General features: G+C 69.6%; 20 protein-coding genes, 3 tRNA genes and 2 pseudogenes. 10 read left to right on the forward strand and 15 right to left on the reverse strand.

The window, feature by feature from the left end; all coding sequences use genetic code 11:
* Positions 1–4: 4 nt before the first annotated feature.
* Complete coding sequence (locus ACN27J_RS32910) at positions 5–697, reverse strand: class I SAM-dependent methyltransferase (protein ID WP_421372046.1); 693 nt, start codon at positions 695–697, stop codon at positions 5–7.
* Between the two features lie 218 nt (positions 698–915).
* On the opposite strand from ACN27J_RS32910, the gene ACN27J_RS32915 reads away from it, so the two are divergent.
* Complete coding sequence (locus ACN27J_RS32915) at positions 916–1,884, forward strand: hypothetical protein (RefSeq protein WP_421372047.1); 969 nt, start codon at positions 916–918, stop codon at positions 1,882–1,884.
* Here the strand turns inward: ACN27J_RS32915 and ACN27J_RS32920 are convergent.
* The 6 genes from ACN27J_RS32920 to ACN27J_RS32945 all read right to left on the reverse strand — a co-directional run bounded on the left by ACN27J_RS32920 (position 1,807) and on the right by ACN27J_RS32945 (position 8,983).
* Positions 1,807–3,288: a rhamnulokinase gene (locus tag ACN27J_RS32920; protein ID WP_421372049.1), complete on the reverse strand. Its 1,482-nt coding sequence runs from the start codon at positions 3,286–3,288 to the stop codon at positions 1,807–1,809. The two genes, ACN27J_RS32915 and ACN27J_RS32920, sit on opposite strands and share 78 nt — an antisense overlap.
* A complete protein-coding gene (locus tag ACN27J_RS32925; protein ID WP_421372050.1) occupies positions 3,285–5,420 on the reverse strand; it encodes a bifunctional aldolase/short-chain dehydrogenase in 2,136 nt (711 codons plus the stop codon). Before ACN27J_RS32925 ends, ACN27J_RS32920 begins: the two co-directional genes overlap by 4 nt.
* Position 5,421: 1 nt before the next feature.
* Positions 5,422–6,582 carry an L-rhamnose isomerase gene (rhaI, locus tag ACN27J_RS32930; protein ID WP_278168226.1) on the reverse strand — a complete coding sequence of 387 codons (1,161 nt, stop codon included), beginning with the start codon at positions 6,580–6,582 and terminating at the stop codon, positions 5,422–5,424.
* The gene (locus ACN27J_RS32935) at positions 6,579–7,085 is read right to left on the reverse strand and encodes an L-rhamnose mutarotase (RefSeq protein ID WP_421372052.1); all 507 of its coding nucleotides are present in this window, start codon (positions 7,083–7,085) and stop codon (positions 6,579–6,581) included. The genes rhaI and ACN27J_RS32935 overlap by 4 nt, the downstream gene beginning before the upstream one ends.
* A gap of 50 nt (positions 7,086–7,135) precedes the next feature.
* Complete coding sequence (locus ACN27J_RS32940; protein WP_421372053.1) at positions 7,136–8,179, reverse strand: LacI family DNA-binding transcriptional regulator; 1,044 nt, start codon at positions 8,177–8,179, stop codon at positions 7,136–7,138.
* A 201-nt stretch (positions 8,180–8,380) separates the two neighbouring features.
* A complete protein-coding gene (locus ACN27J_RS32945) occupies positions 8,381–8,983 on the reverse strand; it encodes a TetR/AcrR family transcriptional regulator (RefSeq protein WP_278168229.1) in 603 nt (200 codons plus the stop codon).
* A 255-nt stretch (positions 8,984–9,238) separates the two neighbouring features.
* Between ACN27J_RS32945 and ACN27J_RS32950 the strand changes: the two genes are divergently transcribed.
* The 3 genes from ACN27J_RS32950 to ACN27J_RS32960 all read left to right on the forward strand — a co-directional run bounded on the left by ACN27J_RS32950 (position 9,239) and on the right by ACN27J_RS32960 (position 9,503).
* Positions 9,239–9,311 (forward strand) — tRNA-Gly (locus ACN27J_RS32950).
* Between the two features lie 35 nt (positions 9,312–9,346).
* Positions 9,347–9,417: transfer RNA gene (locus ACN27J_RS32955), tRNA-Cys, on the forward strand.
* 11 nt (positions 9,418–9,428) lie between these two features.
* Positions 9,429–9,503: transfer RNA gene (locus ACN27J_RS32960), tRNA-Val, on the forward strand.
* 285 nt (positions 9,504–9,788) lie between these two features.
* On the opposite strand, the gene ACN27J_RS32965 is transcribed toward ACN27J_RS32960, so the two are convergent.
* The 7 genes from ACN27J_RS32965 to ACN27J_RS32995 all read right to left on the reverse strand — a co-directional run bounded on the left by ACN27J_RS32965 (position 9,789) and on the right by ACN27J_RS32995 (position 14,025).
* Positions 9,789–10,652 carry a hypothetical protein gene (locus tag ACN27J_RS32965; protein ID WP_421372054.1) on the reverse strand — a complete coding sequence of 288 codons (864 nt, stop codon included), beginning with the start codon at positions 10,650–10,652 and terminating at the stop codon, positions 9,789–9,791.
* Positions 10,649–10,903 carry a hypothetical protein gene (locus tag ACN27J_RS32970; RefSeq protein WP_416555663.1) on the reverse strand — a complete coding sequence of 85 codons (255 nt, stop codon included), beginning with the start codon at positions 10,901–10,903 and terminating at the stop codon, positions 10,649–10,651. The genes ACN27J_RS32965 and ACN27J_RS32970 overlap by 4 nt, the downstream gene beginning before the upstream one ends.
* On the reverse strand, positions 10,860–11,060 hold the full coding sequence (locus tag ACN27J_RS32975) for a hypothetical protein (protein ID WP_421372055.1): 201 nt from the start codon (positions 11,058–11,060) through the stop codon (positions 10,860–10,862). The genes ACN27J_RS32970 and ACN27J_RS32975 overlap by 44 nt, the downstream gene beginning before the upstream one ends.
* A 16-nt stretch (positions 11,061–11,076) precedes the next feature.
* Positions 11,077–11,256 (reverse strand): hypothetical protein, encoded by a 180-nt coding sequence (locus ACN27J_RS32980; protein WP_416555659.1) that lies wholly within the window; start codon positions 11,254–11,256, stop codon positions 11,077–11,079.
* A 69-nt stretch (positions 11,257–11,325) separates the two neighbouring features.
* A complete protein-coding gene (locus tag ACN27J_RS32985) occupies positions 11,326–12,138 on the reverse strand; it encodes a class I SAM-dependent methyltransferase (protein WP_421372056.1) in 813 nt (270 codons plus the stop codon).
* 76 nt (positions 12,139–12,214) lie between these two features.
* Positions 12,215–13,009, reverse strand: coding sequence for an ABC transporter permease (locus ACN27J_RS32990; RefSeq protein WP_421372057.1), 795 nt, complete (start codon positions 13,007–13,009; stop codon positions 12,215–12,217).
* Complete coding sequence (locus ACN27J_RS32995; protein WP_421372058.1) at positions 13,006–14,025, reverse strand: ABC transporter substrate-binding protein; 1,020 nt, start codon at positions 14,023–14,025, stop codon at positions 13,006–13,008. Before ACN27J_RS32995 ends, ACN27J_RS32990 begins: the two co-directional genes overlap by 4 nt.
* A 307-nt stretch (positions 14,026–14,332) precedes the next feature.
* Here ACN27J_RS32995 and ACN27J_RS33000 point away from each other — a divergent pair, with 307 nt between their 5' ends.
* Positions 14,333–14,572, forward strand: a complete 240-nt coding sequence (locus ACN27J_RS33000; RefSeq protein WP_421362022.1) for a winged helix-turn-helix domain-containing protein — start codon at positions 14,333–14,335, stop codon at positions 14,570–14,572.
* Positions 14,573–14,848: 276 nt separating this feature from the next.
* Positions 14,849–15,631, forward strand: coding sequence for a transposase family protein (locus ACN27J_RS33005; RefSeq protein ID WP_421362024.1), 783 nt, complete (start codon positions 14,849–14,851; stop codon positions 15,629–15,631).
* Between the two features lie 29 nt (positions 15,632–15,660).
* Here the strand turns inward: ACN27J_RS33005 and ACN27J_RS33010 are convergent, their stop codons facing one another.
* Positions 15,661–16,194, reverse strand: coding sequence for a hypothetical protein (locus ACN27J_RS33010; protein WP_421362026.1), 534 nt, complete (start codon positions 16,192–16,194; stop codon positions 15,661–15,663).
* 1,037 nt (positions 16,195–17,231) lie between these two features.
* Between ACN27J_RS33010 and ACN27J_RS33015 the strand changes: the two genes are divergently transcribed.
* The 4 genes and pseudogenes from ACN27J_RS33015 to ACN27J_RS33030 all read left to right on the forward strand — a co-directional run.
* A complete protein-coding gene (locus ACN27J_RS33015; protein ID WP_421362028.1) occupies positions 17,232–17,891 on the forward strand; it encodes an SH3 domain-containing protein in 660 nt (219 codons plus the stop codon).
* Positions 17,892–17,893: 2 nt separating this feature from the next.
* Positions 17,894–18,655, forward strand: a complete 762-nt coding sequence (locus tag ACN27J_RS33020; protein WP_421362030.1) for a hypothetical protein — start codon at positions 17,894–17,896, stop codon at positions 18,653–18,655.
* A gap of 224 nt (positions 18,656–18,879) precedes the next feature.
* Positions 18,880–19,179: pseudogene (locus tag ACN27J_RS33025) on the forward strand (transposase family protein); the annotation flags it as partial.
* Between the two features lie 100 nt (positions 19,180–19,279).
* Positions 19,280–20,068: pseudogene (locus ACN27J_RS33030) on the forward strand (ISAs1 family transposase); the annotation flags it as partial.
* Positions 20,069–20,273: the final 205 nt, after the last annotated feature.

The following is a 20,273-nucleotide window of genomic DNA, read 5'->3' on the forward strand; positions in this document are numbered from 1 at the left end:
CCGGTCACGCTAGCGCCCGCGCCGGGCGGCGGACCGGCGGGCGCAGCTGCCAGACCCGGGTACGCCGGACCCGGACGCTCTCCAACGCCGGCGGTACCGGCACCTGGTAGTCGGCCAGCTCGGTGAACCGCTCCCGGGGCAGGTACGCCCGGTCCGGGTCACCGACCAGCACCCGGGCCCCGTCGGCGGCGGCGCCCAGCAGGAAACGCAGCATCCGCGCGGCCATCGCCTCGCTGTAGAACACGTCACCGGCCAGCACCACCTGCGCGTCGCCGTGATCGCCGTCGAGCAGGTCGGCGACGGTGACGTCCAGCCGTACCCGGTTGGCGGCGGCGTTGAGCCCGGCGGCGGCGCCGGCCACCGGGTCCACGTCGACCGCGCGTACCGTCGCCGCCGCTGCCCTGGCCGCCGCGATGGCGACCAACCCGGAGCCGCTGGCCAGATCCAGCACCCGCAGGCCGGCGACGGTCTGCGGATGGTCCAGCAGGAACCGGGCCAACGCCTGACCGCCGGCCCAGGGGAACGCCCAGAACGGCGGTGGTTGTTCGCTGCGGAACTCGCCCTCGGTCAGCTCCCACAGGCCGATCGGCTCGGCCGCCTGGTAGAGCCGCAGCTCCGGCACGTGGGTCACCGGGGCGAGCCGGGCGTGGGCACGGACGAAGGTCGACAGCTCGGCGCTGGACAGATCAGTGGTCACCATCCGGATTGTGCCCGGCCGGTCCGGCGAGCGTCGGTCGCGGCCAGCGGTTACCGGTTCACCACAGGTGGTGAATTAACCCGTTTCAGTTCGCACTGGGTGAGAAGAACGGACCCTGTCCGGTCCACCGGTACGGCCGTACCGTGGCCAGTGGACACGGCGACGGCCGTACCGGTGGACACCGGATACGGACGATCGACACGGCAACGCTGGGACGGATGCCGGGTGGCAACCCGGAGAAGGTGGTGAGCTGGGTGGGGCGAATCGCGGCCCGGGTCGGGGTCGGGCTGGCCGCAGTGGCCGGACTGGTGCTGACCGCGGCGACACCGGCGTTCGCCCAGGGCGGCTACCGGGCGCAGGTCACCGAGTTGCCGGACGAGGCGGTCGCCGGTGCCGGGCCGGTCGGGATGACCGTGGTGGTCAGCCGGAACCTCGGCGGTGAGTGCGAGAAGGTCCGCTGGTCGTTGGTGCTGCGCTCGGACGGTGTCGGCCTCGACGAGATCCGGGCGGCCCGGGTAGAGCAGGGCGCGGCGTTCGCGGTCGACGTGCAGACCGACGGTGACGACGCCCGGCTGACCGACGTGCAGCTCGATCCCGGCATCCTCTGCGCCGACCGTACGGTCACCGCGCAGTACCAGTTCAGCTTCGCCGACGACGCTGAGGGCAAGGTGACCTTCACCGTCGAGGCGTACGACGAGAACACGCAGTTGCTGGCCGACACTGCGGCGACCCTGCCGGTGGTCGGCGAGCCCGGTGGCTCGGATCCCGAGCCGTCCGAGCCGGCCGAGGAGCCGGTGGACAGCCAGCCCGGGGCCGCGGTGCCGGACGGCGACGCACCGGCCGGGGCCGGTGGTGGTGGCCCGCAGCTGGTGGACGCGATCCCGGCCGGCGACGCCTCCGGTATCCCGGTCGCCTGGTTCGTCGCCGGTGGCGCGATGGTCTTCGTCGGTTTCGGTCTGCTGCTGCGGGTCCGGGCCCGGCTGATGCGCGGCCTCGCCGACCCCGACGACGCGGTGCCGGCCGTCGCCGGTGCCGGTGTGGGTGCCGGGGCACCCCCGTTCGGCGGCTGGAGCCCGTCGAGTCGGGCCGGCCGGACCGGTCGCTTCGGCTCAGGCCGGCAGGCCGACCCGGGCGGCCGCCGCCGACCAGGCTTCGGCGCCGGCCGCCGTGGGCAGATACGTCCGTAACCGGCGACCGCGTCGAATCAACGCCCGTAGCTCGGCGAGCCCGCCCCGGACGGTGCCGGCGGCTCGGGCCTGCACCACGACGTTGCCGAGCGCGGTCGCCTCGACCGGACCGGCGACCACCGGCAGCCCGCATGCGTCCGCGGTGAGCTGGCAGAGCAGTTCGTTGCGGGCTCCGCCGCCGACCAGATGCACCACGGTCACCTCGTGGTCGGCGAGTTCGGCCGCCTGACGTACCGCCGACCGGTGGGCGAGGGCGAGGCTGTCGACGACGCAGCGGACCACGGCGGCGGGCGAGTCCGGCACCGGCTGACCGGTGTCCGCGCACGCCCGGGCCAGCCGGGCCGGCATGTCACCGGGTGGCAGGAACGCCGGGTCGTCCGGGTTGACCACTGCGGCGAGCGGCGGCTGGCGGACGGCCTGCGTGAGTACCGCCGCCAGCTCCACCGGCCGGCCCCGCTCCCGCCAGTGCCGTAGGCATTCCTGCAGCAGCCAGAGACCCATCACGTTACGCAGATACCGTACGGTGCCGTCGACGCCGGCCTCGTTGCTGAAGTTCGCCGCCCGGCTGGCCGTCGACAGCACCGGTGCGGCCAGTTCGAGCCCGACCAGCGACCAGGTGCCGCACGAGATGAACGCAAACGATCCGTCCACCGCCGGTACGGCGACCACCGCCGACGCGGTGTCGTGCGAGCCGACCGTGGTCACCGGCACCGGCCGGTCGGCGCCGATCGCGGACCGTACCTGACGACGCAGTTCGCCGGCCGGCTCACCCGGCCGGCGCAGCGGGCCGAAGAGCCGCTGCGGGATGCCGGCGTCGACGATCACGTCTGTCGCCCAGCGGCGGGTGTGCACGTCGAGCAGCTGGGTGGTGGAGGCGTTGGTGACCTCGGTGCCGACCTGCCCGGTCAGCCAGTAGGCGAGCAGGTCGGGGATCATCAGCAGCCGGTCGGCGGCCGCCAGCGTCGGCGTGTCGGCGGCCGCGACCAGCTGGAACAGCGTGTTGAACGGCAGTTGCTGCACGCCGGTGGTCCGGTAGAGCCGGTCGGCGCCGAGCCGGGCGACCACCCGGTCGGCGACCCCGTCGGTGCGCCGGTCGCGGTAGTGCACCGGGTTGGCGAGCAGATCACCCCCGCTGTCCAACAGTCCGTAGTCGACCGCCCACGAATCGACGCCGATGCTGGTCAGATCGGCCCGGCGGGCCACCGTCGCCCGTAAGCCGTTCAGGGTCTGCGAGTACAGCCGCAGCACGTCCCAGTACAGGGTGCCGGCCACCTGCACCGCGTTGTTGTCGAACCGGTGCACCTCGGTCAGCGTGACACCGTCCGGGTCGACCTCGCCGAGCATCACCCGGCCGCTGGCCGCGCCGAGATCGACGGCGGCCACCGCCGCCCGGTCGGTGGTCACCGGAGGAAAGCCGCGGGTACGCCGGCGTCGACCGGCAGGTGGGTGCCGGTGGTGTGGGAGAGGTCGTCGGTGGCCAGCACGAAGACGGCGTTGGCCACGTGCTCCGGCAGCACCTCACGCTTCAACAGCGTGCGGCGGGCGTAGAACGCGCCCAGCTCCGCCTCGGGTACGCCGTACACGGCGGCCCGCTGGGCACCCCAGCCGGCGGCGAAGATCCCCGAGCCGCGGACCACGCCGTCCGGGTTGACGCCGTTCACCCGGATACCGTGTGCGCCCAGCTCGGCGGCGAGCAGCCGCACCTGGTGCGCCTGATCCGCCTTTGCCGCGCCGTACGCGACGTTCTCCGGCCCGGCGAACACCGAGTTCTTGCTGACCACGTAGATGATGTCGCCGCCGAGACCCTGGTCGACCATGATCCGGGCGGCGGCCCGGGACACCAGGAACGACCCGCGTGCCATCACCCGGTGCTGCCGGTCCCAGTCGTCGTCGGTGGTTTCCAGCAGCGGCCGGGACAGCGACAACCCGGCGTTGTTGACGACCAGGTCGACCCCACCGAAGAGCAGCGCGGCACGGGCCAGTGCCGCCTCGACCGCATCGGCGTCGGTGACGTCCACGGTGACCGCGACCGCCCGGTCCGGCCCGCCGATCCCGCCGGCCACCTCGGCGGCGGCCGCGCCGTCACGGTCGGCGACGACCACGCTGGCGCCCTCGCCGGCCAACCGGCGGGCGGTGGCCGCGCCGATGCCCGACCCGCCGCCGGTGACCAGCGCGACCCGTCCAGCCAACGGCCGGGGCGCCGGCAGCCGGCGCAGCTTCGCCTCTTCCAACGCCCAGTATTCGATGCGGAACTTTTCCGCCTCGTCGATCGGCGTGTACGTCGACACCGCCTCGGCGCCGCGCATCGCCTCGATCGCGTTGCGGTAGTACTCGCCGGCGATCCGGGCCGTCGCGGCGTCCCGCCCGTAGCTGAACATGCCGACCCCCGGCACCAGCACGATCGTCGGATCGGCGCCGCGCATCGGCGGCGAGTCCGGTCCGGCGTGCCGCTGGTAGTAGGCCCGGTACGCGTCCCGGTACCGCTGGTGCAGCTCACCGAGCCGGTCGCGGACCTCGGCCAGCGGGGTGTCCGCCGGCAGGTCCAGCAGCAGGGGCCGGACCCGGGTCCGTAGGAAGTGGTCCGGGCAGGAGGTGCCGAGCTCGGCCAGCCGGGGGAGCGCCGTACGGGACAGGAAGTCCAGCACCGCCGGGTCGTCGCTGAACTGGCCGACCTGCCGGCCGTCGGTGCTGACCAGGCCACGGATCAGTGGGGCGAGCGCGGCGGCGCGGGCGGCCCGCTGGTCGGCGGCGAGCGCCGCGTACCCGTCCCGGACCGGCCCGAACGGCTCCGGCCGGCCGTGTTCGGCCAGGAACCGGTCGATGCCGAGAATGATCTCCATTGACCGGGCTTCGCACTCGTCGCTGGTCGCCCCCCACGCGGTGATCCCGTGCCCGCCGAGGATCACGCCGATCGCCTGCGGATTGTCCCGGGCCAGTGCGGCGATGTCGACGCCCAACTGGAAGCCGGGCCGCCGCCACGGCACCCACCGCACCCGGTCGCCGAAGCAGCGCCGGGTCAGCTCGGGCCCGTCGGCCGCCGTGGCGAAGGCCAGCCCGGCCTCCGGGTGCAGGTGGTCGACGTGGGCGGCGTCGATCAGGCCGTGCATCGCGGTGTCGATCGACGGGGCCGCGCCGCCTCGACCGTGCAGGCAGTAGTCGAGCGCCGGCACCATCTCGTCCTCACGTCGCGGCCCGACCGGCTTGCCGTGTCGCCGGCCCAGGTAGCGTCCAGCCAGCTCGTGCAGCCGGTCGACCCGCAGCACCGCCAGCCCGGCGTCGGTCAACGTGCCGATGTCGCCGCCGGAACCCTTGACCCACATCAGCTCGACCGGGTCGCCGGTGACCGGGTCGTCGGCGGTGGCCTTGGCGGAGATGTTGCCGCCACCGTAGTTCGTGGTCCGCCGGTCAGCGCCCAGCCGGTGGCCCCGGGCCAGCAGCGCGGCGACCTCGGGATGCCCGGCGGGCTGCGGGTGTCCGTCGGTTTGTGGCTGTCGGTCGGTCTGTGGCTGTCCGGCGCTCTGTGGCTGTCCGGCCATGTCAGGCCCCCCAACCGGCCGGCTGGCCGTCGGCCCGTTCGGCGACGATCCGTTCGGCGTACCCGCTGCGGGCGTAGGCGGCCATCGGATCCGGGTCCAGGCCCTGCTCGGCGCGCAGCTCGCGGAGCAACGGCCGTACGTCGGTGTGATAGGCGTCCATCAGCACGGCGTTGGCACCCAGCACGTCCCCGGTGGACTGCGCGGCGGCCAGCGCCGCCGGGTCGACCAGCAGCGCCTTGGCGGTGGCCTCCTGGACGTTGAGGACGGACCGGATCTGGCCGGGAATCTTCGGCTCGATGTTGTGGCACTGGTCGAGCATGAAGTTGATGCCGCTGGCCGGGCGCAGCGCGTCCGCCGAGACGATCTCGAACATGATCCGGAAGAGCTGGAACGGGTCGGCGGCGCCGACCATCAGGTCGTCGTCGGCGTAGAACCGGGAGTTGAAGTCGAAGGCGCCGAGCCGCCCGGCCCGCAGCAGGAACGCCACGATGAACTCGATGTTGGTGCCCGGGGCGTGGTGGCCGGTGTCGATCACCACCTGGGCCCGCTCGCCGAGTCGTAGGCAGTGCGCGTACGCGGTGCCCCAGTCCGGCACGTCGGTGGTGTAGAAGGCCGGCTCGAACAGCTTGTACTCCAGCAGCAGCCGCTGATGCTCGCCGAGCCGGGCGTAGGTGACGTCGAGCGCCTCGGCGAGCCGGTCCTGCCGGACACGAATGCTGTCCTGGCCGGGGTAGTTGGTGCCGTCGGCGAACCACAGCTTCAGGTCGGTCGACCCGGTGGCGTCCATCACGTCGACACAGTCGAGCAGGTGAGCGACGGCCTTGCGCCGGATCCGGGGGTCGGGATTGGTGACGCTGCCGAGGCGGTAGTCGTCGTCGGAGAAGACGTTGGCGTTGATGGTGCCGATCCGTACCCCCAGGTCGGCGGCGTGCCGGGCGAGCTGGGCGTAGTCGTCGACCCGGTCCCACGGGATGTGCAGTGAGACCGTGGGGGCGATGCCGGTGACCGCGTGCACCTGGGCCGCGTCGGCGATCTTCTCCTCGGGGGTACGGGGGACCCCGGGCTGGCCGAACACCTTGAACCGGGTGCCCGAGTTGCCGTACGCCCAGGACGGCACCTCGATTCGCTGTTCCCGAAGCGCGTCCTTGATCCGGCGGGTCATATCACTCGTTTCTGGTGCGAAGTCGGGTCGCCGGCCGATCGCGGCGGCTGATCCGGCGGCGGCTGGGCTGGCTGCGGCTGGGCTGGCTGCGGCGGCCGGCCCAGCCGCAGCGACCGGGCATCGCCGGGGTGCGGGCCGTCGAGCGCGGCGAGTTGTTCGTCGAGGTCGAAGATCTCCTCGAGCAGGACGAAACCCTCGTCGGGGCGCCGGCCGTCCAGTTCGGTGAAGAACGGTGCCATCTCGGCCTGCCACCGGGCGTTGACCTCGGTGCCGGCCATCGCCGCCTGTGCGGCGGCCAGATCGTCAGCCCGGACATGGCCGACCAGCAGGCCGTCGGGGTGCAGGAAGAGCGCGTAGTCATGCCAGCCGGCGGCGCGCAGCGCACGCAGCATCTCCGGCCAGACGGCCGCGTGCCGGGCCCGGTACTCGGCCAGTCGATCCGGTCGGACCCGCAGCACGAAGCAGTACCGCCGCACCGGCACCTCCCGGATGAACCGTTTCAACAGCCGACCCAAACATACGAGCGACCAAACCGGGCTGTCAAGGTCGTGGATCAGCCAGCCAACCGGGTGCCGCGAGTATCCTGACTGGACTCGCGGACCACCAGCTCCGGCTCGAAGACCACCTGCCGGTGGCGGTGCGAGTCCGGGCTGGTCGCCTCCTCCAGCAGCAGAGCCGCTGCGGTCTGCCCGAGCCGCTGCCGGGGCTGGCGTACCGAGGACAGCGGCACCGCCGCCGCCGCGGCGAACTCGATGTCGTCGTAGCCGACCAGCGCGATGTCCTCGGGTACCCGTACTTGCTGGCGGGTCAGCCCCTGCAGGACCCCGAGGGCCAGCAGGTCGTTGGCGCAGAACACGGCGGTCACCCGGGAGGTGCGGGGCACGCCGAGCATCCGCGCGGCGGCGTCCCTACCGGCGGCCACCGTCAGGCTCGGCGTATCGAACCGGCGCAGCTGTCGTTCGTCGAGTCCGGCCTCGGTCAGCGCCCGGACCGCCCCGGCGTACCGGTCCCGGACCTGTTCCAGATGCCCGGGCCCGCCGACGTACGCGATCCGCCGGTGTCCGGCGTCGATCAGATGGCGCAGTGCCAGCTCGCCGCCGAGCCGGTCGTCGACCGAGACCGAGCAGAGGTCCGGCCGGCGGGACCGCCGGTCCAGCAGAATCACCAGTACGCCGCGATCGCGTAGCCGCAGCAGCCGGTCGCTGGCGTCGTCGACCGGGGTGATCAGCACCCCCTGCACCCGCTGCTCCTCCAGCAGGTCCAGGTAGGCGCTCTCCTTGCCGGCGTCGCCGTCGCTGTTGCAGAAGATCACCGGCATGCCGGCACCGCTGGTGGCGTCCTCGACGCCCCGGGCCACGTCGGTGAAGAACGGGTTGGCCACGTCCAGCACCACCAGGCCCAACGTGCGGCCCCGGCCCCGGCGTAGTTGCCGGGCCGCGTCGTTGGGGACGAAGCCGAGTTCGTTGATCGCGGCGAGCACCCGGGACCGGGTGCCGGCCGCGACGATGTCCGGCCGGTTGAGCACGTTCGACACGGTGCCGACGGAGACGCCGGCCCGCGAGGCGACGTCCCGGATGCTGATCCCTGCTCCCGGCACCCAGGCCTCCTTCTCCGCGGGCGGCGCGCGGTCACCGGTGGTAGGTCCAGGCCGCTCCCGGGGCGATTATCCGCCTACCGGTCGTCGCCGGACAGTGGCAGGTCGACCGGACGCCGGTTGCCGTTCCACCGGCCCGAGCGGGCCGGGTCGCCCGCCCAGCGGGTCAAGCGGCGGTTTGAACCGTTTCGACGCGGCCGACGATCAGGCCAGCTCCTCCGGCTTGCGGCCGATCTCGCGCGCCACGGCCAACCGGATCCACTCGGTGAGCTGCCGGCGGGAAACCACCCGGTCGTGCATCGCGGCCTGCACCGCCAGACCGTCGATCAGCGCGTTGATCCGCCAAGCCGCGCCCTTCGGGTCCGGGCACTGGAAGGTGCCGTCGGCACACCCGGTGGCGATCACCTTGATCAGGGCCTCTTTCCAGCGCAGGTCGAGGTTGCGGCACACCCGGTTCAAGGCGGGGGTACGCAGCGACTCCGACCAACCGTCGATCCATAGCGTCCACGCCTTGGACTTGCCGGTCGGGGCGTACAGCCGAATGATCTTCTTCAGTTTCTCCAGCGGCTCGGCGGACGACCGGACGACCGTGTCGAGCCGGGCCAGGTCCTGCTCGGCGGCGTACGCGAACGCCTCGGCGAGCAGCCGGTCCTTGGTGGAGAAATGGTAGAAGACCAGCGCCTGACTCACCCCGGCGGCTTCCGCCACGTCTGCGGTGCGGGTGTTGGCCAGGCCACGCTCCACGATCACCTCACAGGCGGTGCGCAGCAGCGAGTCAAGGCGTACTTCGGCCGAACGTCTTGTCACGGCGAACACGGTAACGCACTATCATCGATACGATGAGTTACCAGTCAATTTCCTGACTCAGGAAGAGGCTGGGATCAGGTAAGGCGAATCGATTTCACGGAGCCAGGCGGCTCGCGGGGTGATATAAGAACTTTGTCGGGTATCGTGCCGTAGGCGCGCCCGGACACCCCCCGAGTTGGCACTCTCGCGACGGCTGGGCTAAAGTTCTCATCCGTTGGCAGGAACGCCCGAGGGCGGGGAGGCCAGCAGAGACAAGCGGACGTAGCGCAGTTGGTAGCGCATCACCTTGCCAAGGTGAGGGTCGCGGGTTCGAGTCCCGTCGTCCGCTCGGAGATGCCACCACAGCACGTCGGGGGCAACCTCGGTGGAGTGGCCGAGAGGCGAGGCAACGGCCTGCAAAGCCGTGTACACGGGTTCAAATCCCGTCTCCACCTCGTCACAACGAGGGCGATTGGCGCAGTGGGAGCGCGCTTCCTTGACACGGAAGAGGTCACTGGTTCAAACCCAGTATCGCCCACCAGCTGTACGAGCACGTCACAGGGCCCGTTGCCGGACATCCGGTAACGGGCCCTACTTCTGTCCCGGCCCTTACCTGGAGTCGGTCCACAGGGGGAGCGGGACCGCTTTTCGGGAGTGACAGCTTCCGTTGACCCGTTGTCCTGCTCGGGTAGTGGGCGGCGCGGTCGACTCTTGCGGGAGATCGACATGGTCCCGCGCCGCCCACAGCAGGCTACTGGTCTTGAACACGGCTGATCTCGGGTCCCGGACTGGACGCGGCCTGAGTCAGGGCTCGGGCCTGGATGACTCACTTGGTGGACGCGGGGCCGAGGGGCGCGGCAGGCGTGGCGTGGTGGTAGCGCGGGTGCATGGCGGGTGGTTGTCGGAGGAGGTAGCGCAGGGCGGAGGCGGCGATCGAGGGAAGGTAGCCGACGGTGCGCCATTGTGAGTCGCCGTCGAGGTGGTGCCCGGCGGCGGTGAGCCCGGTATGGATGCCGGGGAGGTGGGCTGCGCCCCAGATCATGACGGTGTCTTCGGTGGTCGTCACGGCGGCGTCGAGGGCGAGGGCGGTGCGGGTGTCGGTGAGAACCTGGGCCACGGCCCGCATGCGGGGGTCGTGGTGGGGTCGGGGAACGGTGTTCTTCGCCGCAGAGGAGGCGATCAGGCGGGTACTGAGGGCGAAGAAGGCGTAGACGCGGCTGAGTTGCCAGACCTGCTGGTCGGGCCAGTCGAACAGGGCGCGTCGGGTGGTGAGGTAGCGGGTCATGGCGTCGGTGCCGGCCTGACGGATGACGTCAAGGTCAGTGAGGTCTTTTCGCTGCCAGGTGGGGTGGTGGAGCAGGCTGGGTTGGCGTACCCAGCCGAGAGGGGCCATCCGGACGCTTTCGAGGTCGCGTAGGGCGTTGAGGTCGTCGAGGACGGCCTGCTCTGCCTGGGTGGGTTCGCCGCCGGGTGTCTCGTACTGGGCGTTCTCGTAATGGACGACGTATCCGTCTTGTTGGTAACAGTCGATGTCGTGCAGGAGTCCTCGGTAGTAGGCGGGCTCGGCGTAGTGGTGCGTGGCGACGACGACGATTCGCTGCCCGCTGTCGGGGTGGCGGTATGAGCTGATCGGCGTCTGGAGGACGAGGCGTCGCCGGTGGCCGGTGGTGAGTCGGAGGTAGGGGATCATGCGCTGGGTGTCCTCGGTACGGGTAGGTGGGCGCGGTCGGTGGCGAGGATGGTGAGGATGTCGGACAGGGCGATGGGGTCCAGCTCGAGCACGATCTCGTCGTGTCCGGGGTCGTAGGCAACGTTGACGACCCCGACGAGGTAATGCTCACCGAGGCGGACGCTGACGGGATTGGTGCGGCGTCGGGTGAGCAGGTCGATGACCTGCTCACGATTGAGGGTTTCGCCGCGGAAGGTGGCGCTGGTCGGCATGGCTCTGTCCAAGGAATCCGTCGCGGTACCAGTGGAGGGTCAGGATTTCGTGCCAGCCGGGCCAGTCGGTGTTGATGGCGATGTGGCCGTCGCGCTGGCGCAGGACGATCTGTCCGTCGTGGACGAGGGTCGCGTCGTCTTCGGGGCTTGTGTGCATGCAGCGTGGGTAGGGCTCATTCGGGTTCGCCGGTGTGGTGGTGCAGGATGATGACGGCGGTGAGGACGAGGAGTCCGGCGGTGAGGAGCCTGCGGGCCCGGTACTTGGCGTAGGCCCAGGCCACGCTGTTACCGGCGTTGAGGATGGCAATGGCGAGCAGGATGATGCCGACCGCGACGGCGGCAGGGGTAGTCACCGGTTCGCCTTCAGCGCATCGGCGGGCGGTGCGGTGGCGGTGGTGTCGAGGCTGTACTCGGCGGCCACGTCAGCTCCCGGCGGGAGCGCGGCCGACGTGGGACAGAGCGAGGTTGCCTTTGACCACCAGGTCCGGGTGGAGCAGCAGCCGACGGAAGGCGTCGATGTCGTCGGGGGTCATGCCGGCGGCGGTGAGCCGGTCGCGGATTACCCCGGCGGTGGCGTAGGGCAGGAGGCAGCCGGGTTGCCCGCCGGTCCACGTACCGGTGTGGCCGGTCGTGTCGACATGCAGGCCGAGGGCGCGCATCGCGTGGTGGGCGCGGCGACCCCACGTCAGGTCGTTGCCGGAGCCGGTGAGCACGGCCCCGAACGCCCGGTGGTAGGTGGCGAAGAGCCGGTCGGCTTCGTCGGGGTCAGGGGCGGACAGCACGGAGCTGCGCCAGGTGGGTTCGAACTCCTCGACGATGAGTAGTCCGCCGGGGGTGAGGGCGTCGACGAGCCGATCGAGTACGGCGGTGCGCTGGTCGGCGGGTAGGTGCGCGAGGAGGAGCCGGACGTGGATGAGGTCGTAGCCGTCGTCGGGCAGCGGGTCGGTGACGATGTTGTGGCGGATCAGCCGGATGCGGGGGTGTCGGCGGCTGGGGGTGAGGTCGATGTCGGTGGCGGTGACGTCGCCGTGCGGGGCCATTTCGGCGAGGGTCGCGGCGATGCAGCTGGCGCCGACGGCGACGACGAGGCATCGGGCGTCGGCGCGGACTCCGACGCGGCGTAGCTGTCGGCGGGAGAACGGGTCGAGCATGCCGGCCAGGGCGTCGAGCATGACCGCGTTGTCGTCGCGGGTGTCGGGTGGGGCGTCGCCGAACAGGTAGGTGGAGGTGGTCACAGCTGTCTCCTTCAAACATTAGGGGTCAGCGGGCATGGCCTGGACCCGGCGGTTCGGATGCGCGCCTGCCCGGGGGTCAGGTGGTCGTGTGGCGGATCCACGGCGCTGCCCGGGTGCAGGCGGCGGTGAGGAGCCCGTACATCGCGGTGCTCATGGCGGCGAGGACCGTGATGGCGGCGAAGGCCATGTCGGCGCGGGTACCGGCGTATTGGATGACGACGCCGAGCCCGGCGAGCCCGCCGAACAACTCCGACACGACGGCGCCGATCAGGGCGAGGGGTAACGCGATCCGCAGCCCGGAGCACAGGTGCGGTAGCGCGGCCGGCAGCCGGACCTTGACGAACGTCTGCCAGCGGGACGCGGTCAGGGATCGGGCCAGCTCGACCAGATCCGCCGGGGTGGCTGTCGCGAGGGCGATCGGCAGGAAGCACATCAGCCAGACCAGGACGATCTTCGGACCGGCGCCGAAGCCGAGGGCGATGATCAGCACCGGCACCAGGGCGGGTTTCGGTAGCACACTGAGGACCAGCAGGGTCGGGGTGAGTGCCCGAGCCAGTTGCCGGGACATGGCCAGGATGGTGCCGAGCATGACCGCCGTGCCGGCGGCGAGCGTGTAGCCGGCCAGCGCCGTGGCGAGGGTGACGGCGGCGTGGTGGAACAGGTAGCCGGGCTGGTCGCCGATCACGGCGGCGACCGCGAAGGGCGGCGGCACGATGTAGTCGGCCACGCCGGACACCTCGACGGCGGCCCACCAGACGGCGACCAGCCCGGCCACACCGAGAACCGGCGGGCAGGCTCCCGCGACCACCGTCCACAGCCGCGCGGTGACAGCCGAGGCGAGACCCGGCGTCGGCGGCGTGGGCCGGTTCATGAGACAAGTTCCGGGGCGATGATGTCCGACGGCACCAGCCCAGCGGGTATGGCACCGGCACCATGCAGGATCGCGATGTTGCGGGCCACCCTCGCCTCGTCGAAGTGGCCGAGGTGTCCTTCTTCCGGGGTGACGTAGCCGCGCAGCGCTGTCAGCTCGGCGGTGGCGAGGTGGGCCTGCTGGCCCTGCGTCTCCGGCTGTGCCGCGTACGCCTTGCCCGCCTGGTCGGGGTGGCACATGCAGTAGTCCAGCCCGCGTAAAAGTGCCCGGTTGAAGCGGCGGACCACGTCGGCGCGGTTGGTCGCGGTCGCTGTGGAGACGGCCATCGCCGAGCCGTGCAGGTCACCGATCCAGTCAGCGAACGGCAGCACCGACAGGTCCTGCTTCGCGACGGACCGCACCGACTCCACCGCCGGCACGAACTGCGAGATGGCGTCGACTCTTCCTTCGGCGAGCAGCGCCGCGTGCTGGGCCGGCACCGGGTTGCTCACCCATTGAACGCCCGAGGGGTCGAAACCGGCCAGCTGCGCGTACGTCGGGAACAGCACGTGGTTGATGCCGCCCGGCAGGTACGACAACCGCCGGCCCGCCAGATCACCTGGCGTGCGGATGCCCGACGACGCCAACGCGACGAAACACGCCAGGTTCCGCTGGTGCAGCACCGACGTCAGCCGGAAGTCCCTGATACCGCCGGGCGTGCTGGCCTCGATCATCGCGGCGTTCACGTCCAGCGTCGCCACGTCGACCCGCCCGGCCGCCAGCAGCTTCAGATTCTCGCCCGACCCCTTGCCCGGCAGCACCTCCACGGCCAGACCCACGTCACGGAACCAGCCCTGAGCCCGCGCCACCAGCAGCGGAGCCTCCCGCCCCTGGAACCCGGCACCCGTCAACACCTTGACCGTCTGCACAGCGGCGGGGCCGGCAGCGGGCAACCGACCGCAAGCCGAGGCAGCTACCCCGGCCGCGACAGCGGCCCCACCGGCGAGTAGCCGGCGGCGGGTCATCGTACGCACCATCAGAACCTCGCTTACTTAGCAATACATGTTGGGATGCGCTCGCGCACGGAAGGGCGCGGGCGCCAGGAAGCCGCAGCGGGCAGAGCGGGATGGCCTGCCCTCCCGTCCTCGACGACGGGGGACGCCCAGGCATAGGAGGGCAGGCCGCGGTCGAGGTATCCCGCCTCAGCCCCTACGCGAGGACGGCACCTCAACCAGACCGAAAACCTAGATTGCTAAGTAAGCCAAGTCAACACGTGACACTTGACTTACTTGCCAACACAGGTCAGGCGTGATGCGATGGCTCCACCTACGCGAGGAGCCCGCCGTGCCGACCCCCTCCCAGCCCGCAGAGCCGGTCTTCCGCCGGATCATGCGCGACATCGAGTCCGCCATCGCCACCGGCGACCTCAAACCCGGCGACAAGATCCCATCCACAACGGAACTCCGCGAACAGTACGAATGCTCAGCACCCACCGTCCGCCAAGCCCTCGCGCGCCTCCAGGAACGCGGCGTCCTTCAAGGCCACCAAGGCCGAGGCGTCTACGTCACCACAGCACCGAGCTGACCAGGGGCCTGGTGCCCACGTTTGCGAAGCTCCACTTCCGCACCCCGCGAGGGGACCGGTCCAGTGACGGTGGGACCGAGATGGCAGCTGCCCCCGGGCGCGCGCCGCTGGCCGGACATCGCCGGGACGGTTTACACCGGACCGATGTAGTGAGCCTTTTCCAAGCTGATCTTGCAGCTCGGGGCGGGTGCAGCGAGCCCGGAGAGCGATGAGGGCGAGGCTCCAGGTAAGACAGCAGTCGACCAAGATCCGATGCCCCGACCGGGAGCCTCGCCTGTGCTGTCTTACCCCTCCACGATCCCGCTGTCCAGCCGCACCCTCAACCACCTCACCGACCTCATCCGAGCCCACCGCAACCAGCATCGATCCCGATGGCGGCACCTCGACCCGGGCCGCCAGGCGCTACTCGCCCTGGCTCACCTGCGTAACGGCGACACCTACACCCGGCTCGCCGCCGGGTTCGCCGTCGGTGTCGCCACCGCCTGGCGGTACGTCCAGGAAGCGATCGCGCTACTCGCCGCGGTCGCCGAGGACCTGGCCACGGCGATGCGCCGCATCCGACACCTGGCGTACGCGATCCTGGACGGCACGCTGATCCCGATCGACCGCGTGGCGGACCAGAAGCCGTACTACTCCGGCAAACACCGGCGCCATGGCGTGAACGTGCAGGTCATCGCCGACGCCGCCGGCCGGCTCGTCTGGGCCTCCCGGGCACTGCCGGGCTCGGCGCACGACCTCACCGCCGCCCGTGTCCACGGCATCACCCACGCGCTGACCAGCGCTGAGGTGATGACCTTCGCCGACAAGGGCTACCAGGGCGCCCGGGGAAGCGTTCGCACCCCGTTCAAGCGCCACCGCTTCCGGCCGAGGCTGTCACGCCGACAGAAGACGATCAACCGGGGGCACGCGAAAATCCGAGCACGCGGCGAACGGGCCATTGCCACGCTCAAGACCTGGAAGATCCTGACCAAGCTGCGCTGCAGCCCGCACCGCGCCACCGCGATCGTGCAGGCCATCCTCGTCCTGCACCACGTCGAAGCCAATCGCTACACAGGATGAAAACGGCTCAGTGCAGGTCAAGGCCGGACTTATGAACGGAACGCGTGGGGTCCTGCTACCTCAGGCACAGCAGCACAGGCATCCGCGCGAAGCCAGCGAAGTAAGGGCCCGGCTACGGCGGGGTCATCCAACTCGGCCTTCTCCTGAACAGCGGTAAGGTCGGTGGTAAGAAGACCGCGCTCGACCATCTGCGAGAGCGCAGTACTGACCGACTCAAGGACCTGCTGCCATCGCGCCGTCGTGTCCCTGGTCTGGCGAGTGTCCACGGTGATGATCCGCTCGGGTTCCGCTGCCGCCTGCGCGTACTGGTCGATCGCGGCCCGGTCCGAAGCGAGCCTATCGAACGTGAACTCGGATGTCGGCCGTTCCAGCCACTGACGTAGCAGGCCGTCGTCCTCTCGAAGCCAGACGAAGACGACGTTCTCAGGCCACCGCCCGGACATCGGCATGAACGGCGACCGCAGCGAGCCAGGAAGCGGCGTGTGGTGACTGAGTACCCGGCACTCTGGCGGCCGTTGCAGCTTCGCGTCGTATGCAGCTAGGCGATGCTCGGCGCGCGTCATGCCGGAGTGTAGGCCGTATGCCTCCATCGCTAGATCTCGGGTCGTCGTCAACCCGTATCCGAGCGCTGTTCCGATTAGGGATGCGACGTCGTTCACCCACGACTCAATCGTTAGAGCCAGGCAGACAACGCTAATGACTGCGGAATGTGGGAATCGGATCAGCGGACTGCGAGGTGAGCCCACATGGCTGATCGCCCAGTGAGACACGCTGTCCTCCCCAGACCAGCGGGGTCTCCGTCCAACGGCCGGCACCGCATATGCGGCGCGTAGAGCGCTACGCAACGTGGGGTCTTGCCAGACATCATGATGGGTGACCGGCCGTCCGTCGACAGGGCGAATGTCGAGTCGATCGGCGACGTGCAGCCGACATCTGGGCGGCCCTTCGACTGCCGGCCATACAGCGACAGCCCACTCTCCACTCCTCACTGCTGCGCGTACGACAGCACTCGCGCCTTCCCGCCGACCAAGGGCACCTGCCCGTTCCATCGCCTCGGAAAGTCTCTGCTCGAGTTTCTGTAGCCGGTATGCCGCATCGATCAGCTGTTCATCAGGCGGCTTGGGCGGGAGCAGCCCCATACGCCGATGTAGGTACAGTGGATCACGATCACCCGTTTCTCCAGAAACACCCATCTTCAGAAACTCAGCGATCGTCGGCAGCATCGCAAGGGTAGGGTGCGAGCGGCCTTTGCGCCAGTTCCGAACCGTCTCTTCCTCGACTCCAAGGTGGGCGGCAACGGCAGCAGAGGTGGTTTCGCCGAGGTGTGCAAGAAACTCCTCGTAGAATATCGTCCAGCCAGGATCCCGGAACGGCATGACCCTAGGGTAGCTTCCTACCCGCCAGCGGGTCCATAACTCCCTCGCCAGGGCCGTCTCTAGCCCGTAACCTGTAGGCGACAGATCATCATGGCCAGGACGCGGGGCCGAGACTCAACCGGTCTCGCCCGGAGCGTCCTGGACACATAGCTCTGCGCGACGCTCTCCTATGTCGATCTTGCTCGGAGAGTGGACCGTTCCACGCGACACCAAGGAGAAGTAAAGTGAGGGTCATCAACTTCGCCGTCGCAGCACTGGCGCTGACCGGCATGATCGCCCTGCCCGTTCCCTCGGCTGCAGCCACAGACAACAGTTATCCGACTAGCCAGATCCAGTCGCCGGAGAGCGGCGGCGCGAACCTACGTGCCTGTCCTTCCCTGCCGAGTCACGGCACCAGCACCAACGCATGCGGAGTGATCGACTGGCTGCCGAACGGCACGCCCGTGAGGATGGTGTGCTCGACCGACGGCAACGCTCCCATCGAGGGTCTGTCTCCGCGCTGGTTTTGGGTTACCCTGCTCGATGGACTCTACAATGGTTACTCTGGATACGTCTGGTCAGAACTGGTCGCAGGCCAAACCCGAACGAATCAGTGCGACGGCCATCGGTACGACTACGCTCCGGCTGGCCCGAAACTCAGAGTGGAGCCTGGGCAGTCCGCCCCGTCCGGCTTCCGATACGCAATCACGCTGACTGGCTACCCGGCCCACAAGAACATCATCGTCACCTGCCACGACTCCGCAGACCCAGCCGGCTTCTGGACCTTTACCATCACCACCGATGCAGCCGGATCGGCGTACACCGACCGGCAGTGCTGGTCCGGTGCCGGTCCCAACTACTGGGTCACAGCTGACGGCGTCGCCTCATCCGCGATCACTTGGTAACGATGGGCCGCCACAGCTTCAACCCGCTGCCGCCGCGCGTCGCGGTCTACGAGGTTATCACGACCTTCGTGGCCGCGACCGCGGTCGGCCTCGCCGCCCAGTTCAATGGCGACCTGACCGCCCCTGGATGGCTCCTCTACACCATGCTTCTAGCCGCGCCATTGCTGTTCAGCGGCTCGGTCGTCTGGCTAGCCTGCGCCTACAAGCGACACTCCCTCATTGAGGCTGGCCGAGCCGTGAGCAACGGTCGATACAACGTTGAATCACCGCTCTGGCGGTGGCTTGGCATAACCGCGACTCTGGCCTTGATCGCCGTGACCGTGACCGCGACTGCCCTCGCAGTCCGCTCGGATCCAGAATTTAGCTCCGCCTACGATGGTAGAGACCCCGAGGAGTCTGGTTGTGTCGATTCGGCGGTCACAAGTCCGATCGGCAAAGACGGACCCCGAATTCTCGATTCGAACGAACGTGACATCGGCCGACTCGAGATGAGAGCCTCGCCGCTATGCGGAACCGTCTGGGCACGTGCTGAGCTGAACCCGGATGTTGCCCCTGAACTGCGCGGCGGGCAGATAATCCTAGCCGTCTACCGTCCCGCTGACGACGTTCGCAAGAAATACCCGCTGCGACTAAACGGCGGCTCCTACGGATATTCCAACATGATAAGCGCAATCGATACGTGCGTGATCGCGGAGGCGATGTACACCAATGCCGGAAAAGATGGACCCCTAACCCGAACCACCTGCGTCGAAGATCCCTGGTGACCACCGAAGGGTGCGAAGCACCGTGGTGATGCCATGCGGAGCGTGGTGAACTCGGGGCCGCTGCGTAGTCGGTGAGAGCCACCAAAACGGTCAAAGTTTAGGTCATGGCCGTTTCAAGATCATTGTGACCGTGGGTGACGGTTGGTGTGTCGGCGTGTCGAGTAGGGACGAAGCTCCGTTAGGACGAGGTCTTCTCAAGGATCTTGTCCACCCGGAGCTTCGTCATGCCGCATTCTGTCACCCCTACCGTCGATCCGGTGTCCACGCCGGTCGTCGGTGACGTCGCGTCGTCGTGTCACGACCTGCTGGAGCTGTTGATCGCGGTGTCCGACGGCCGGTCGGCACAGGGGCGCGACCATCCGGTCGCGGTCGTCCTGACGCTGGTGGCGGCCGCGACCGTGGCCGGAGCGACCGGCTACACGGCGATCGCGGGCTGGGTCGCCGACGTGCCGTGCGAGATCGTGGACAGCCTCTACGAACGGGTCGCGGCCCGCCCGGCCGGACGGCCGTCCCGGTCGACGATCTGGCGGGTCTGCACCGACGCCGACGCCGACGTGCTCGACGCCGTCATCGCCGAATGGACAACGACACGCCCACGTCAGAGCCGGCGCGCCGACCCAGTTACGCCTGGACGGCAAGACCGTCGGCGGCGCCGTCGACGACGACGGGAACCAGTTGCACCTGCTGTCCGCTCTCGCCGGGGACCCGCGACCGGGAACGGTGGGCGTCGTGCTCGCCCAGGCGCCGACCGACGGCGCCAAGACCACGGAACCGGCCACCGCCCGCGCCCTGCTGCAGACCCTCGACCTGCCAGGCATGACCGTCACCGCGGACGCGTTGCACACCGCCAGGGCGACCGCCGAACTGATCCACCACCGTGGCGGCCAGTTCATGTTCCCGGTCAAGGAGAACCGCCGGACCCTGTTCGACGCCCTCAACACACTGCCCTGGGCCGACACCCCGCCCGACCTGGAAAGCGTCGACATCGGACACGGCCGCCGGACCCGCCGCACGATCCGTGTCCTGCCCGCCCCGCCCGATCTGCCGTTCCCGCACGTCAACCAGGTCTGGCTGATCGAACGCTACGTCACGCACACCGCCACCGGGAAACAGTCCGCCGCCGCGCAGCTCGGCGTCGCCAGCCACACTCCCGACCAGGCCGGCCCCGCCGAACTGGCCGCCTACAACCGCAGTCACTGGGCCATCGAATCGTTGCACTGGATCAGAGACACCTGCTACCGGGAGGACCGGTCGACCACGCGTACCCGGTCCGGGCCCCGGATCCTGGCCTCGCTACGTAACCTCGCGATCAACGCCCTACGCCTGGCCGGCCGAACCGACGTCACGGAAGCCACCAGATGGGCCGCCCGCAACATGACCAGGCCATTCACCATCCTCGACCTCACCAGATGATCTTGAAACGGCCGTGAAGTTTAGGTCGGCGTGCCAGGAGCGGACGGCAACGGCCCCATTATCTCCGGGGTGGGGTTGGTTTGGGGTTGGTGCGGGGTTTGGAACCCCTGACACCGATGAGCAACTGGCCGAGTTGACCGGTCACATCGGCGAGGTCAACGCGGTCGCGGTGCTACCAAAATCAGACAGCCGGCAGCGTATCGTT

The organism is Solwaraspora sp. WMMB762 (assembly GCF_049179115.1).
Classification (GTDB): Bacteria; Actinomycetota; Actinomycetes; order Mycobacteriales; family Micromonosporaceae; genus Micromonospora_E.